The 14,506-nt window shown below is 62.6% G+C and carries 12 protein-coding genes and 1 tRNA gene; 10 read left to right on the plus strand and 3 right to left on the minus strand.

The genetic code is table 11. The features are described from left to right. The first annotated feature begins 4 nt into the window (after positions 1-4). The 5 genes from HBJ59_RS18555 to HBJ59_RS18575 are packed head-to-tail and all read left to right on the plus strand — an operon-like array spanning position 5 to position 4,849. Positions 5-979 carry a MoxR family ATPase gene (locus HBJ59_RS18555; RefSeq protein WP_076013399.1) on the plus strand — a complete coding sequence of 325 codons (975 nt, stop codon included), beginning with the start codon at positions 5-7 and terminating at the stop codon, positions 977-979. Beyond that, entirely contained in the window at positions 976-1,911 is a 936-nt protein-coding gene (locus tag HBJ59_RS18560; RefSeq protein ID WP_167664374.1) for a DUF58 domain-containing protein, read from the plus strand. The genes HBJ59_RS18555 and HBJ59_RS18560 overlap by 4 nt, the downstream gene beginning before the upstream one ends. Further along, the gene (locus HBJ59_RS18565) at positions 1,908-2,375 is read left to right on the plus strand and encodes a DUF4381 domain-containing protein (protein ID WP_076013397.1); all 468 of its coding nucleotides are present in this window, start codon (positions 1,908-1,910) and stop codon (positions 2,373-2,375) included. Before HBJ59_RS18560 ends, HBJ59_RS18565 begins: the two co-directional genes overlap by 4 nt. Beyond that, positions 2,362-3,369 (plus strand): VWA domain-containing protein, encoded by a 1,008-nt coding sequence (locus HBJ59_RS18570; RefSeq protein ID WP_167664375.1) that lies wholly within the window; start codon positions 2,362-2,364, stop codon positions 3,367-3,369. The genes HBJ59_RS18565 and HBJ59_RS18570 overlap by 14 nt, the downstream gene beginning before the upstream one ends. Further along, positions 3,350-4,849: a VWA domain-containing protein gene (locus HBJ59_RS18575; RefSeq protein WP_167664376.1), complete on the plus strand. Its 1,500-nt coding sequence runs from the start codon at positions 3,350-3,352 to the stop codon at positions 4,847-4,849. The genes HBJ59_RS18570 and HBJ59_RS18575 overlap by 20 nt, the downstream gene beginning before the upstream one ends. Here the strand turns inward: HBJ59_RS18575 and HBJ59_RS18580 are convergent. Together HBJ59_RS18580 and HBJ59_RS18585 are read right to left on the minus strand one after the other, a co-directional pair. Further along, positions 4,831-5,220 carry a hypothetical protein gene (locus HBJ59_RS18580; RefSeq protein ID WP_167664377.1) on the minus strand — a complete coding sequence of 130 codons (390 nt, stop codon included), beginning with the start codon at positions 5,218-5,220 and terminating at the stop codon, positions 4,831-4,833. The two genes, HBJ59_RS18575 and HBJ59_RS18580, sit on opposite strands and share 19 nt — an antisense overlap. Before the next feature lie 25 nt (positions 5,221-5,245). Next, positions 5,246-5,339, minus strand: a tRNA-OTHER gene (locus tag HBJ59_RS18585). On the opposite strand from HBJ59_RS18585, the gene HBJ59_RS18590 reads away from it, so the two are divergent. From HBJ59_RS18590 to HBJ59_RS18605, 4 genes are all read left to right on the plus strand, one after another. Next, positions 5,296-5,895 (plus strand): BatD family protein, encoded by a 600-nt coding sequence (locus HBJ59_RS18590; RefSeq protein ID WP_167664378.1) that lies wholly within the window; start codon positions 5,296-5,298, stop codon positions 5,893-5,895. The two genes, HBJ59_RS18585 and HBJ59_RS18590, sit on opposite strands and share 44 nt — an antisense overlap. Beyond that, on the plus strand, positions 5,892-6,893 hold the full coding sequence (locus tag HBJ59_RS18595) for an HAD family phosphatase (RefSeq protein ID WP_167664379.1): 1,002 nt from the start codon (positions 5,892-5,894) through the stop codon (positions 6,891-6,893). The genes HBJ59_RS18590 and HBJ59_RS18595 overlap by 4 nt, the downstream gene beginning before the upstream one ends. Positions 6,894-6,969: 76 nt before the next feature. Beyond that, positions 6,970-8,556, plus strand: coding sequence for an arylsulfatase (locus HBJ59_RS18600; RefSeq protein ID WP_167664380.1), 1,587 nt, complete (start codon positions 6,970-6,972; stop codon positions 8,554-8,556). A gap of 221 nt (positions 8,557-8,777) precedes the next feature. After that, positions 8,778-11,270, plus strand: coding sequence for a fused MFS/spermidine synthase (locus HBJ59_RS18605; RefSeq protein ID WP_167664381.1), 2,493 nt, complete (start codon positions 8,778-8,780; stop codon positions 11,268-11,270). 45 nt (positions 11,271-11,315) lie between these two features. Here HBJ59_RS18605 and HBJ59_RS18610 read toward each other — a convergent pair whose 3' ends face one another. Further along, positions 11,316-11,984, minus strand: a complete 669-nt coding sequence (locus HBJ59_RS18610; RefSeq protein WP_167664382.1) for a DUF3313 domain-containing protein — start codon at positions 11,982-11,984, stop codon at positions 11,316-11,318. Positions 11,985-12,184: 200 nt separating this feature from the next. Here HBJ59_RS18610 and HBJ59_RS18615 point away from each other — a divergent pair, with 200 nt between their 5' ends. Continuing rightward, the gene (locus HBJ59_RS18615) at positions 12,185-14,440 is read left to right on the plus strand and encodes a tetratricopeptide repeat protein (protein WP_167664383.1); all 2,256 of its coding nucleotides are present in this window, start codon (positions 12,185-12,187) and stop codon (positions 14,438-14,440) included. The last annotated feature ends 66 nt before the right edge of the window (positions 14,441-14,506 follow it).

Below are 14,506 nucleotides of genomic sequence, written 5' to 3' on the forward strand. Positions count from 1 at the left end.
TGTGATGACAGCGCTCAACGATTTAACTGCCCTGCAAGCCAGCATTGCCGAAAGCGTGCTGGGCCAGGACCAGGTGATTCGGCAGATGCTCATCGGCCTGCTGGCCAACGGTCACTTGCTGCTGGAAAGCTTGCCGGGGCTGGCCAAGACTCGCACGGTCAAGGCCCTGGCCCGGCACCTGGATGCGAAGATGAGCCGTATCCAGTTCACTCCCGACCTGCTGCCCTCGGACATCACCGGCGCCGAGGTGCTGCACCAGGTGGACGGCCAGAACCAGATCCGCTTCCAGCCAGGCCCTCTGTTCGGCAACCTGATCCTTGCGGACGAAATCAACCGCGCCCCGGCCAAGGTCCAGGCGGCCTTGCTCGAAGCCATGGAAGAGCGCCAGATCACCGTGGCCGGCGCCAGCCATCCGCTGCCCGAGCTGTTTATTGTGGTCGCCACCCAGAACCCCATCGAACAGGAAGGCACTTACCCACTGCCTGAAGCGCAGATGGACCGGTTCCTGATGAAAGTCCTGCTGGATTACCCCAGTGCCGAAAACGAAAGCCAGGTGCTGCGCCTTCTGCGTGAAGAAGAGCAGCATGCAGCCACGGCGGCCACCCAGGGCTTCAGCCTCGCCCCCGAGGTGATCTTCGCTGCCCGCAAGGAAGTCAGCGCGATCCAGGTGTCCCCCGCGATCGACCGCTACCTGATCGACCTGATCAACGCCACCCGCCATCCCGGCGACTACGACGCCGACCTGGCGCGTTGGATCAGCCTTGGCGCCAGTCCCCGTGGGGGCATCGGCCTGGACCGCGCAGCCCGTGCCGATGCCTGGTTGCAGGGTCAGACCTTTGTGACCCCGGACAACGTGCGCACCGTGGCGCATCCGGTACTGCGTCATCGCCTGCAATTGAGCTACGACGCGGTGGCCGATGGTGTCAGCGCCGACCAGGTGCTGGACCGCCTGCTGGACAAAGTGGCGATCCCGGCATGAGCACCGACGGCCTGGTCTATGTGTCCCTGGGGCAGTTGATGGCTCTGCAGTTCCAGACCCGCGGCCTGAGCTTTGTCGCGCGCCAGCCCCAGGGCAGCATTCTCGCCGGCAACCAAGCCTCGCGACTTCGCGGGCGCGGCCTGAACTTCGACGAACTGCGCCGCTATCAGCCCGGCGATGATCTACGCCACCTGGACTGGCGCGCTTCCCTGCGCACCGGCAAACCGGTGATCCGCACCTTTACCGAAGAGCGCGACCGCCCGGCGCTGATTGTGGTCGACCAACGCATGTCGATGTTCTTCGGCTCGGTGCGCAGCTTCAAATCTGCCGTCGCCGCCGAGTTGGGTGCGCTGGCCGCGTGGATGGTGTTCAACGCCGGCGACCGGGTCGGCGGGGTGGTGTTCAACGATGAGCGTATCGACAGCGTGGCGCCGTTGCGCAGCCGCAAGCGCGTCGAAATTCTGTGCAGCCGGATCGTCGAACAAAACGCCGCGCTGAATGCGAGTAATCCGGACCATGAAGCTGACGGCCAGCTCGACAAGGTGCTGCAACAATGCCTGGCGCTGGCCGGGCATGACCACCTGATCTGTATTGTCAGTGACTTCGCCGGGGCCGGTGATCGCACTCTGCAATTGATGCGGCAATTGTCGGCCCACAACGATGTGATCGCCCTGCAAGTCTATGACCCGCTGGCACTGAACGTGCCCGACAGCGGGCATTTGATGGTTACCCAAGGTCAGCTACAGGTCGAGCTGGCCGTACAGAAACGCCAGGTGCGCCAGCCCTTGGGCGACTTTCTTGGCGGACGGCTCAAGGACGTCGCCAGTCTGTTGCGCCGCAGCCAAGTGCCTTTGTTGATGGTCAGCACGGCGCTGCCCGCAGTTGACCAGCTGCGTGATGAACTGGGCCGGCGCAATGGAGCGCGGCGATGAACCCCAATGTGCCGAGTATCGAGCAACTCAAGGAGTTGGGCCTCCCTGCGCCGGTCAGCTATTGGCCACAGAGCTGGGGTTGGTGGGCGCTGCTGGGGTCACTCGCGATTGCCTTGCTGGTGCTGGGCATCCGCGCCTGGCTGCGCTGGCGGCGCAATGCCTATCGCCGCGAAGCCTTGGCGCGCCTCAACGCGCTGGAAGACCTGCGCGAATTGCCCGAATTGCTCAAGCGTGTGGCGCTGTCGATGCCGCTTGCGCCGGAGGAGCGCCAGCGCGTGCCAACCTTGAGTGGCGCCGACTGGCAGGCGTTCCTGCTGCGCCATGCCAAGGCCCCGCTGCCGGAGGACTTCAGCCACCAACTGGCAAGCCTTGCGTATGGTTCGGTGAATGTTTCCAGCGCGCAACGCGAACAGCTGTTGGCCCAGTGCAAAGCCTGGGTGGAGCATCACCATGTGGCAGCTTGATTATCCCTGGCTGCTGCTTTTGCTGCCGCTGCCGTGGCTGGCCTACCGTTACCTGCCGGAATACCGTGAAGCCCGCAGCGCCGTGCGCGTGCCGTTTTTCGCCAGCCTCAGCCGGGCCGTGGGCCAGACGCCGAAGGCAAGCGGCATTCGCAGCAACCGCCTGCAACTGCTGCTCAACCTGCTGGTGTGGGCATTGTTGGTACTGGCCATTGCCCGCCCGGTGTGGATCGAAAAACCCATCGAGCGCCAACAGCCGGTGCGGGACTTGATGCTGGCCATCGACATCTCACAGTCCATGGAAACCCAGGACTTTACCGACACCAACGGCCAGAAGATCAACCGCCTGGCCGCCGTCAAACAGGTGGTGCATGGCTTTATCCAGCGCCGCAAGGACGACCGTATCGGCCTGATCCTGTTTGGCAGCGGCGCCTATCCCCAGGCGCCATTGACCCTGGACCACGCCAGCCTGTCGCTGCTGCTGGATGACAGCGGCATCGGCATGGCCGGGCCCAACACCGCGATTGGCGATGCCATTGGCCTGAGCCTGAAGCTGCTGGACCAGGCCCATGAACAAGAGAAAGTGCTGATCCTGCTCACCGACGGCAACGACACCAGCAGCGCGATCCCGCCCGACCATGCGGCGTCCATGGCCGCGGCCAAAGGCGTGGTGATTCATACCATCGGCATTGGCGACCCGGGCGCTTCAGGTGAGTCAAAGGTCAACCTGAGCGCGCTGCAACAGATTGCCGAAGCCACCGGCGGGCGGTATTTCCGGGCGGAGAACCGCGACACCCTGGACCAGGTCTACGCCACCCTCGACCAGATCACCCCGCATCAGGTGAAAACCCTCAGCCACCAGCCCAAGCGTGATCTGTTCTGGATGCCACTGACGGCCGCCATCGGCCTGCTCGCGCTGTATCACCTGATCGCCGCGTTGTGGCCGCACTTGGGACTGCGCCATCGGGAGGTCCGCGATGGAGTTCAACCTCAGTGACTTCCACTTCCTGCGCCCGGTCTGGCTACTGCTGGGGTTGCTTGGCCTGTTGCTGCCACTGTTGTGGCGCCGCAGCAAGGACCTGCAACGACGCTTGAGGGGCAATATCGCCCCGCACTTGTTGCCGCATTTACTGCTGACCCCGACCGACCCTCATCGCCTGCGGCCGGTGCATCTGGTCAGCGCCTTGCTGATTCTCGGCGCACTGGCCAGTGCCGGGCCCACTTGGGAACAGGACCGGCCCCACTTCCTGGAGAATCGCGCGCCGCTGATCATCGCCCTCGACCTGTCGCCGTCGATGGACACCGCTGACGTGCCGCCTACCCGCCTGCAAGCCACCAAGCACAAATTGCAGGACCTGGTACAGCGTCGCCAGGGCGCGCGTACTGGGTTGATCGTGTATGCCGGCAGCGCGCATCTGGTATTGCCACCAACGGACGACCCGGCATTGCTCGACAGTTTTATCCAGGCCCTGGCCACCGACCTGATCAGCAAGCCCGGGCGGGATGTCGCCGGAGTGATCGACCAGGCCAAGCGTTTGCTGGCGGCCGAAAAAGCCCCTGGCACGCTGTTGCTGGTCACCGACGGCGTCGATCCGGCACAGCTGCCACAGCTCAAACAACACTTGGCGGACAGCCCGCTGCAGGTGCTGGTACTGGCGGTCGGCGTGAACTTCGATGCCGGCGCCTTGAAGCAACTGGCGTCGGCCACTGATGCGCCACTGGGTAGCCTGACCCTCAACGATGACGACCTGGACTGGGTCGAACTCCATGCCCAACAGCACTTCCAGAATGCCGACGAACAACAGCGCAACCTGCAATGGAAAGATGCCGGTTACTGGCTGTGCTGGCCGCTGCTGCTGTTGGCGTTTTTCAGTGTGCGCCGGGGCTGGAGCCTGAACTGGATGGCGGTGCTGCTGCTGGGGGTATTCCTGCAACCCGCGCCCGCCGAAGCCAACGCGCTGACCGACGCGTTCTTCACTCGCGATCAACAAGGCCGCTGGGCTTTCGAACATCATCACTACCCCGCCGCTGCCGCGCTGTTTGTCGACCCGTATTGGAAAGGCATTGCCGCCTACAACGCTGCCGATTACGACCTGGCCCTGGCGACCTTTGCCCAACTCGACACCGCACAGGCCGCGTTCTACCGAGGAAATATCCATGTGCGCCGCTTCAAGTTCGACGACGCTATCGCCGCCTATCAGCAGGCATTGCAGCTACAGCCACAATTCCCCGAAGCCAGCGCCAACCTGGCACTCGCCCTGGCGCTGAAGAAAGACACGGAGAACGCCTCGGACAACGCCCCCGAGGTCAAACCCGATGCGGTCAAGTTCGACAAGGCGGCCGGCAAGGGCAAGAGCAAGGCGATCCAGACGGAGCAGGCAAGCAACGATGCGCTGTGGTTGCAGAATCTGACGACGTCACCGGCGAACTTCTTGCGCCGCAAGTTCAGCCTCCAGGATCAGGGAGCCCAGCCATGAACCGGCTCTGCTGGCTGTTGCTGCTGATCGCAGGCCCGCTGTGGGCGGCCGAACCGCAATTGAGGGTGCAGGCGCAACTGGTGCCTGGCAACAACGTGGTAGTGGGCGAGCAAGTGCAATTGCAGGTCGATGTATTGACCGACAGTTGGTTCACCGCCGCCGCCAGCCTGCCGCCGCTGCAACTGCCCGGCGCACGGGTGCAGGCGCCGGACAGTGAGTCCGAGCACGTGAACCAGGTGATCGAGGGCAAGACCTTCTACGGCATGCGTTACCGCTACCGCATCACGCCCGCCGTGGCCCAGACCTTCAATATTCCGCCGCTGACTGTGCAGGCCCAGCCCGGGCAGGCCAGCGCGCCTCTGAGTGCGCAAACAGCACCGCTGTACTTCCAGGCCACCCAACCGCCGGGATTTGAACCCGGGGAAACGGTATTGGTGGCTGATGGTTTGCGCCTGACCCAGACCGTCACCACCACACCGCTCAAGGTCGGTGACACCCTCACCCGCACGCTCACCCTGCAAGCCGACAACACCCCCGGCCTGTCCTTGCCGCCGCCCGACCAGGCACAGGTAAAAGGCCTGCGCCGCTATCCGCAGTCGCCGGTCATCAGCAACCTGGATGATGGACGCGGCAACATCAGCGGCGGCCAACGCATCGACCGGCAGGTGTACCGCGTCGAGCAAGCCGGTCGCTACCAACTGCCGGCTATCGTCGTGAAATGGTGGGACAGCCGCAACCATCGGCTGCAGGTGACGCGTGTGCCGCAAGTTACCGTCGAGGCACAAGCAGCGAGCGCCTACACGCCGACGTTTTCCATCGCCGAAGACCTCAAGCAACTCGGCCAGCACAGCCGCTGGCAGTTGTCGCAACACGGGTTGGCTTGGGGCGCTGCGTTGGTGTTGTTGGTGCTGGCCACGTACCTCGCACATGGCATATGGCCACGAATTCCGCCGCTGTGGCGACGTGGTTGCGGGGCATTGCGCTGGTGGTTTCGTCGACTACGCTTGCTACCACTGAACCCCCGTCGCGAAAAGGATTTCCCATGACGTCCCTCCGTTCCGTCTTGCCCCTTCTGCTGCTGTTGAGCTTGCCGGCCCTGGCCGCCGATCCGCTGCCCTCGTGGAACGAAGGGCCGAGCAAAAAGCACATCATCGAGTTCGTCCAGGCCGTCACCACGGAAGGCTCCAAGGACTTTGTAAAACCCGCTGAACGCATCGCTGTATTCGATAACGACGGCACACTGTGGACCGAACAGCCGGCCTACTTCGAGGTGCTGTTTGCCTTCGACGAAATCAAGCGCCTGGCCCCCCAGCATCCCGACTGGAAAGCCACCCAGCCGTTCAAGGCCGTGCTCGAAAACGACCACCAGGCCCTGGCACAGAGCGGCATGGAAGGCCTGCTGAAAATCATCGGCGCGACTCATACCGGCATCAGCACCGACGCCTTTATCGATAACGCCAAAACCTGGCTCGCCCAGGCCCGTCACCCGAAGACCGGCAAGCCCTACACCGAGATGATCTACCAGCCGATGCTGGAGATGCTCGACTACCTGCGCAGCCAGCAATTCAAGACCTACATCGTTTCCGGCGGGGATACCGCGTTCATGCGCGCCTTCGCCGAGGTGGTGTATGGCGTGCCACCGGAACAGGTGATCGGCTCCAACTTCGTCACCGCGTTCCAGATCAAGGACGGTGTTCCGCAGGTACTGCGCACCGCCAGGCTCGCCCACAACGACGATGGCCCGGGCAAGCCGGAAAGCATCGACTCGATCATTGGCCGCCGGCCGATCCTGGCCTTCGGCAACTCCGACGGCGACCTGCAAATGCTCCAGTGGACAGCCGCAGGCTCGGGCAAACGTTTCATGGGCCTGGTGCACCACACCGACGCCAAGCGCGAGTGGGCCTATGACCGCAATTATCAGATCGGGCGCCTGGACAAGGCGCTGGACGAAGCAAAGACAAAAGGCTGGAACGTGGTGGACATGGCGACCGAGTGGAAGCGCATCTACCCTTTCGAGCCGGCTGTGCAACAGCAGGTGCAATAAGAAAAGACGTCACGATGGACTGTAATAAACGTTGGTCGCAAGCAACGCGACTCAAGCCGAGAAAGGAGCAAGTCATATGACTCGCATACGCAAGTGGCTGCCGAAACTCGCCCTGGTGGCGGTATCGGTGATGGGGGTCTCGGCTTCAGCCTGGGCCGCCGAAAAGCCGAATATCCTGGTGATATTCGGTGATGACATTGGGCAAACTAACATCAGCGCCTATTCCATGGGCGTGGTGGGTTACAAAACCCCGAATATCGACCGCATCGCCAAGGAAGGCATGCTGTTCACCGACTACTACGCGGAGAACAGCTGCACCGCCGGGCGCTCATCCTTTATCACAGGCCAGACGCCGTTGCGCACTGGCTTGTCCAAGGTGGGTATCCCCGGCGCGCCGGTGGGTCTGCAAAAACGCGATATCACCATCGCCCAGGCGCTTAAAGGGCTGGGCTATTCCACCGGGCAATTCGGCAAGAACCACCTGGGTGACCGGGATGAATACTTGCCCACCAACCATGGCTTCGATGAGTTCTTCGGCAACCTGTACCACCTCAACGCTGAAGAAGAGCCGGAACGCCCGTACTGGCCCAAGGATGATGCCGAGTTCGTCAAGGCCAACACCCCACGCGGCGTGATCCACAGTTTTGCCGACGGCAAGATCGAAGACACCGGCGCGTTGACCGCCAAACGCATGGAAACCATCGACGACGAAACCACTGCCGCCGCGCAGGCGTTCATCAAGAAGCAGGCCGAAGCCAACAAGCCGTTCTTCGTGTGGATGAACACCACACGCATGCACGTGTTCACCCACGTGCGTGATTCGATGAAGGGCCAGAGCGGCATGCCCGGCAACGAGTACGCCGACGGCATGCTGGAGCACGACGCCGATGTGGGCAAACTCCTGCAAACCCTCGACGACCTGAAAATCGCCGACAACACCATCGTCGTCTACACCACCGACAACGGGCCGAACCAGTTCTCGTGGCCGGACGCGGCAACCACGCCGTTCCGCAACGAGAAAGACTCCAACTGGGAAGGTGCCTACCGGGTGCCGGCGATCATCCGCTGGCCGGGCAAGATCAAGCCTGGGGAAGTTTCCACCGAAATGGTCTCGGGCATGGACTGGTTCCCTACCCTGCTGGCCGCCGCTGGCGATGGGGACGTGAAAGACAAGCTGCTCAAGGGCTGGGCCCCGACGGCGGGCGGCACCAACTTCAAGGTGCACCTGGACGGTTACAACCAACTGCCGTACCTGACCGGCCAACAGCCCAAAGGCGCGCGTAACGAGTTCTTCTACTTCAACGACGATGGCGTGCTGGTAGCCGTGCGTTTCGAAAACTGGAAAGTGGTGTTCGCCGAACAGCGCCAGCCGGGTGGTTTCCGGGTCTGGAGCGAACCGTTCGTGCAACTGCGCGTACCGAAGATCTTCAACCTGAGGATGGACCCGTATGAGCGGGCGGATGTGGTGTCTGACCAGTACTACGACTGGAGCACCAAAAACATCTACCTGGGTGCAGTGGCGGTGACTAAATCGGCGAAGTTCCTCGAGACGTTTATCGAGTACCCGCCGAGCCAGAAACCGGCCAGCTTCAGCATCGACCAGATCCGCGAAGCCGTGGACAAGAAGATTGCTGAAAAAATGAAGGCTAACCCGGCGCAATAACAAGTGCAGCACTTGCCCTCGAACTTGAGGGCTTTTCTGTGGCGAGGGGGCTTGTCCCCCGTTGGGCTGCGCAGCAGCCCCAATAAGGTGATCGCGGAGCTTCAGTCAGTTCCTCGTCGCATGCTTGAGGGCCGCTTCGCGGCCCAACGGGGGACAAGCCCCCTCGCCACAGCAAGCTCCCTCGCCACACTTTGATCGGTATTTCCATAAGGCTATCTGCAATGTCGTCACGCACCGCCAGCAAACCTGCTGCACTGGCTCACACCTCAACCACACTGATTCCCGCCCTACTCCTGTTCATCTCCGGTATGGCCGCCCTGGTGTACCAGGTGCTGTGGATCAAGCAACTGTCGTTGGTCGTCGGGGTGGAGGTGTACGCCATCACCACCGGCATCAGCGCGTTTTTTGCCGGCTTGGCGTTGGGTAGCTTGCTGTTCGGACGCTGGGCGGATCGCCTGTCGAGACCGCTGCTGCTGTATGCAATTCTCGAAATTCTCGTCGCTGTGCTCGGCGTGGGCGCGACTGTCGCCCTGAGCATGGCCGCCAGTCCGTTTGCCTGGCTGGAACAACAGGTCGGCCTGCTGGCCTGGGTCCTGCCGTTTGTACTGGTGGGCATCCCGGCGCTGTTGATGGGCGGCACCTTGCCAGTGCTGGTGCGCTCGCTGGACATCGACCCCAAGACCCTCGGCCAGGCTGGTGGCCGCTTGTACGCCGCTAACACTGCCGGGGCAATTGCCGGCACCTTGCTCACCGCCTTTGTGCTGATCGCCACCTTCGGCGTGCGCGGCAGTGCCCTGGTTGCAGCGATCCTCAACCTGCTGGCTGCCGTCGGCGCGCTGTTGTATGTGCGGCATCACACCACCACGGTAATCACCCATGCCCACGGTGCGAAACCGGCGCGCCTGGCCCTGGTGCTGTACGCCATCGCCGGCGGCGTGGCTTTGGGTTACGAGGTGGTGTGGTCGCAATCCATCGTGCAGTTCATGAGCACCCGCACCTATGCGTTTGCCGTGGTGCTCGCCACTTACCTGGCGGGGCTGTTTATCGGCAGCCAGTTGATGGCACGGCGGGTCGAGCGCATCCGTGATCCATGGGGCGTGTTCGGGCTGTTGATCGCCGGTGCCGGGTTGGTGGCCTTGCTGGAAATCGCCCTGCTGGGCCGCTGGCTGGTGCTGCTGCAAACCCAGGCCGAAGCTCTGGTGCTGAGCCTGGGCGGCGCCGAACTGCCGGGCATGAGCGCACGCTTTGCGGTGGCCGCCCTGTGCATCGTGTTTGTGCCAACCCTGTTGCTCGGCGCGGCGTTTCCCCTGGCCCTGCGCTTGAGCGTGGGCAGCGAGCATGTGGGCAGGGACGTCGGCGCTGTGGTGGCGTTCAACACCCTGGGTGGGATTGTCGGGGTGATGTTGTGCGGTTTTGTGCTGATTCCCTGGCTCGGGCTGGTACGTACCTTGGGCCTGCTCGCGGTGATCGCCGGTGTCGTGGGTTATTTTGCCGTGCGCCGTGGCCACGGGGTCAAGAAAGGCCGGCGTCAGGCGGTGATCGGCCTCGGCTTGCTGTCACTGGCGGTGGCACTGCTGACCCCGGTGGATCGCCTGGCCAAGCTGCTACCCGGGGCACGTAATGCGAGCCTGGCGTTTTATCAGGAAGGTCGTGGCGCCACTGTCGCTGTGGTCAGCCAGGGCCAGGGTGCCCGCAGCTTTCAGCGTCTGTATATCCAGGGTGTGTCCAACACCGGCGACGCCATGCCGTCTCTGCGCTATATGCGAATCCAGGCGCTGCTGCCGCTGCTGATCCATAACGGTGAACCCCGTTCTGCACTGGTAATCGGCTTTGGCACCGGGATTACCGCCGGGGCGTTGCTGCGTTATCCCGGGCTGGAACACCGGGTGGTCGCCGAGTTGCTGCCATCGGTGATCCAGGCGGCGCCGTTGTTCAAGGGCAACTTCAATGCCGCCAGTGATCCGGGCGTCGATGTGCGCCTGCGGGACGGTCGCCAGGAGCTGCTGCGCAACCCGCAGGCGTACGACCTGATCACCCTCGAACCACCACCGCCGTCGGCGGCTGGCGTGGTCAACCTGTATTCCCGCGACTTCTATCAACTGGCCGCCCGGCGCCTGGAGAAAAACGGCCTGCTGGCCCAATGGCTACCGCTGCCGACGCAAAACATCGAAGACTCGCAGTCACTGGTACGCAGCTTCCTCGACGTGTTCCCGTACGCGACCCTGTGGACCAGCGAGTTCCATGAAATGCTGCTGGTGGGTTCCATGGAGCCCATCACGCTGGATGCCACGGTGATTCGCCAGCGCTTTGAGCAACCGACCGTCAGCAGCGCCCTGGGGGACGTGGGCATCGATTCGGCGGCAACCCTGCTCGCGACCTGGGTCACCGATCGCCAGGGCCTGGAGCGTTTTGCAGGCAATGCATTGCCTGTCACCGATGACCAACCGCGTATCGAATACGCGCCGTGGGTGCGCAGTAAAGAGATCGCCCGGGTGCTCCCGGTACTCCTGGATTTGCGGGTGCCGGCACCGTTACTGAATGCAGACCCGGCGTTCACGCGGACCTTGGCCAGCGAACAACAACGCCTGATGCAGTTCTATCGCGCCAGCCTGCATGCCTATACCGGCGACCGCACCGCCTGGGGCCGGGATATCCAGGCGGTGTTGCAACAAGACAGCGCCAACCCTTATTACCGCTGGTTTATTGGCCAGTAGTTGAGCGCCCAGTTGGCCCGGGGGGCGAACCCCGGGCGCAGTGCATCAGCGCTTGAGCTTCAGATACGACTGATGCAGGTCCGAAGCCCAGCCGTCGATCACGCTTTTCACGTCATCGGCTTTCATCACCTGGGAGTCGTTCGACAACGGCTTGCCGGTGCCCTTACGCACGACCTGAGCAATCACCTTGCCGCTGTCGCCATCAAGGAATTGGGCTTCGGTGCCCAGGGTGGTTTCCTGGTCACGAATCCCGGTGCCGGTGCTGACCGCAGCGGCCACCAGGGCGACGGGTATGTACTCATACGGTTTGAGGCTTTCGGTCTTGCTGCTGACTGCCGTGATAGCCGCCCGTACCACGATCACGCCCGGGCCAGGCCCGTTGGCCAGGGGCAGGGATTTTTCCAGCTCGCGTTTGAGCGCCTGGTTGTAGTAGGTGTTGATGCCCTGCAAGGTGCTGTCAGGAATCTTGGTAGTGGCTTGTGGCTTGGGGTAGAACTGGGTGGGCTCGATGTACACCGCGGTATAGCGGCTCAGGTTCAGGTTGGGGTCGACCCAGCGCATCACTTCCGCCCCCGACGGCGACTTGGCCTCCTTCAGTTGGCTGTAGTCGGAGAGGAAGCCGGAGTATTCGTCCGGCTGCGTGACCTTGCTGGAACACCCCACCACGCCGATCGAGGCAATGCACACCGTGCCGATCATTAATCCTAGCTTCATCGTCGAACTCCATGGCTGTCATCGAAGGAACACTGAGCTGTAGGTATAGCCAACTCTGGGAAAATAACCCGGCAGACGTTGCAGGTTGTGGGGTATTTCACAGCGACTTTTCTATTTGACAGGCAAGCGCCCAACGTCAAAGCTGCACGGAGCTTAAGCGCGCCATTAGAGCGTCAATGCATCGGACATCGGAAGTCGTAATGCCCAAGCCTGAAAATAAAACCGTACCTCGCCATGATTCATCCAGTCGTTACCTGTACCCCGTAGTGATCGCCCTGTTGCTGTTGGCCATGGCCGGGATCTGGTTTTTTCTCCAGGCCAGCACCCCCAAGCTGCCGATGGCGGCGCCTGCACCCGTGGTCACGCCGGTGGCCGTGGTGCCGCCGCCGGCAAAGATGGTCGACGAGCAGCAATGCCAAGGCTGTCATCAGGCCCAGGTCAAGGACTGGCAAGGCTCGCACCACCAACTGGCGATGCAAGCCGCCACTCCCGAGACGGTACCGGCGGACTTCAATAATGCATCCTTCAGCAGCGAGGGTGAGACCACCCGTTTCTCGCGCCGGGGCGATGAATTCTGGGTCAACACACCCGGTGCCGACGGCAAGGCCACGGACTTCAAGGTCGCCTATACCTTCGGCATCGCACCGCTGCAGCAATACCTGATCGAGGTCGGTGACGGGCGCCTGCAGGCCCTGGGCGTGGCCTGGGATACGCAAAAAAACCGCTGGTTTCACCTCTACCCCGGCCAGGGCGTGAACTTCAAGAACCCATTGCACTGGAGCAAGCCCAGCCAAAACGCCAACTTCATGTGCGTGGAGTGCCATACCACCGGCTACAAGCGCAATTTCGACGCAGCCAATAACCGCTTCGACAGCCAGTGGAACAGCCTGGGCGTAGGCTGCCAGGCGTGCCATGGGCCGGCGTCGAACCATGTGGCGTGGGCGGCGAAAAAAAGTGACCTGCTGCACGCAGGCTTTGCCGTGAACCTGAAAGACAAGGACGCCACCGTCGAGATCGAAACCTGCGCCCGTTGCCACGCCCGTCGTGCACCGTTGGGGGACGGCTATACCGTCGGCAAACGCCTGATGGACGATTACCTGCCCAGTGTCCTGACTCGCGAGCTGTACGCGCTGGACGGCAAGATCAAGGATGAAGTGTTCGAACACGGCTCGTTCGCCCAGAGCAAAATGGCCGAAAAAGGCGTGCGCTGCAGCGACTGCCATAACCCTCACAACGCCGAGCTGAAGGCGCCGGGCAATGGCCTGTGTCTGCAATGCCACAACACCGCGGGCAAAACGGCGGTGGCCACCGTGGATGGTCGCGGGTTGCAGGCCAAGAACTACGACTCTCCCGAACACACCCGTCACGCTGCCGGTGAGCCAGGTTCGTTCTGCGTCGATTGCCACATGCCCGGCAAGTTCTACATGGGCAATGATTTCCGGCATGACCATAGCTTCAGCATCCCCCGGCCCGGAGACAAGGTCAGCGAGCAGTTCAAGCTCTGGAGTGCCAGCGAGCCCGAACATGCGCCGCGTTACGCCGAAAGCATGGTATTGATCCGTGGCGGCCAACCGGGCGCCGCGCAGGCGCTGTATGACCAGTTGGCACGCAACAACCTGCCACCGATCCAGCGTGCGACATTGCTGGCTGAACTGCCGAACTACCCGAGTGAGCAGGCGTTGAAGCTGGCAACCAAGGACCTCGGCAACCCGGCGCCGCAAGTCCGTGAGAGCGCGGTGCGGGCGATCAGTGCGTTCCTGCCGCCCCCTGAACGGGTCGCGTTGTATGGGCCGTTGCTGCGGGACCCGGTGCTGGCGGTAAGGATCATCGCCGCCCGGGATCTTTTGAGTGCCTCGGCACAAGGGCTTGGGCCAGCCTGGGACAAGGCGATCGCGGAATATGAAAATGTACAGATGAGCTTGCTGGAGCGGGCCGAAGCCAATCTCAACCTGGCGATGCTGTATCAGGCCAGCGGTCGGGGCGACAAGGTCGAGGCGCAACTGCGCACCGCGTTGCTGCGGGATCCGGATTTCTTCCCGGCGCTGGTGACCCTGGCGCAATGGCTGGAGGCTAACGGCCGCGCCCTGGAGGCACGCACGCTGATCACGGACAACCTCAAGCAGCACCCAGAGGCGGCGCTGCTGCAACACACCCAGGGGTTGATGCTGATTCGGGTCGGGGATACGGCAAAAGCCATGCCGCACCTGCGTGAAGCTGCGCGGCTGGAGCCCGCGAATCCGCAATACAACTATGTACTGGCGGTGGCGCTGCATGACAGTGGGCATGTGGATCAGGCCTGTGAGCAGCTGGAAAAGCTGCTCGCCGCGCAACCGTATAACCGCAATGCGCGACTGTCGTTGATCCAGTACTACCTTGAGAACGGGAAAGAGCCCAAGGCGCAGGTGGTGATGCAGTCGTGGAAAAAACTTAACCCTGGAGACCCGGCACTGAAGTAAACCCGCTAGGGGCGGCCTGCATTAACAGTCTTTGACAGTTTTCCGACAAAGCTCACAAAGACTCAT

Origin of the sequence: Pseudomonas sp. AN3A02 (genome assembly GCF_011765255.1) — a bacterium.
GTDB lineage: Bacteria > Pseudomonadota > Gammaproteobacteria > Pseudomonadales > Pseudomonadaceae > Aquipseudomonas.

What these genes read in the sequence shown, in the direction of transcription:
- HBJ59_RS18555 (WP_076013399.1), top strand. Translation starts at nt 5, where the DNA reads ATGACAGCGCTCAACGATTTAACTGCCCTGCAAGCCAGCATTGCCGAA.
- HBJ59_RS18560 (WP_167664374.1), top strand. Translation starts at nt 976, where the DNA reads ATGAGCACCGACGGCCTGGTCTATGTGTCCCTGGGGCAGTTGATGGCT.
- HBJ59_RS18565 (WP_076013397.1), top strand. Translation starts at nt 1,908, where the DNA reads ATGAACCCCAATGTGCCGAGTATCGAGCAACTCAAGGAGTTGGGCCTC.
- HBJ59_RS18570 (WP_167664375.1), top strand. Translation starts at nt 2,362, where the DNA reads ATGTGGCAGCTTGATTATCCCTGGCTGCTGCTTTTGCTGCCGCTGCCG.
- HBJ59_RS18575 (WP_167664376.1), top strand. Translation starts at nt 3,350, where the DNA reads ATGGAGTTCAACCTCAGTGACTTCCACTTCCTGCGCCCGGTCTGGCTA.
- HBJ59_RS18595 (WP_167664379.1), top strand. Translation starts at nt 5,892, where the DNA reads ATGACGTCCCTCCGTTCCGTCTTGCCCCTTCTGCTGCTGTTGAGCTTG.
- HBJ59_RS18600 (WP_167664380.1), top strand. Translation starts at nt 6,970, where the DNA reads ATGACTCGCATACGCAAGTGGCTGCCGAAACTCGCCCTGGTGGCGGTA.
- HBJ59_RS18605 (WP_167664381.1), top strand. Translation starts at nt 8,778, where the DNA reads ATGTCGTCACGCACCGCCAGCAAACCTGCTGCACTGGCTCACACCTCA.
- HBJ59_RS18610 (WP_167664382.1), bottom strand. Translation starts at nt 11,984, where the DNA reads ATGAAGCTAGGATTAATGATCGGCACGGTGTGCATTGCCTCGATCGGC.
- HBJ59_RS18615 (WP_167664383.1), top strand. Translation starts at nt 12,185, where the DNA reads ATGCCCAAGCCTGAAAATAAAACCGTACCTCGCCATGATTCATCCAGT.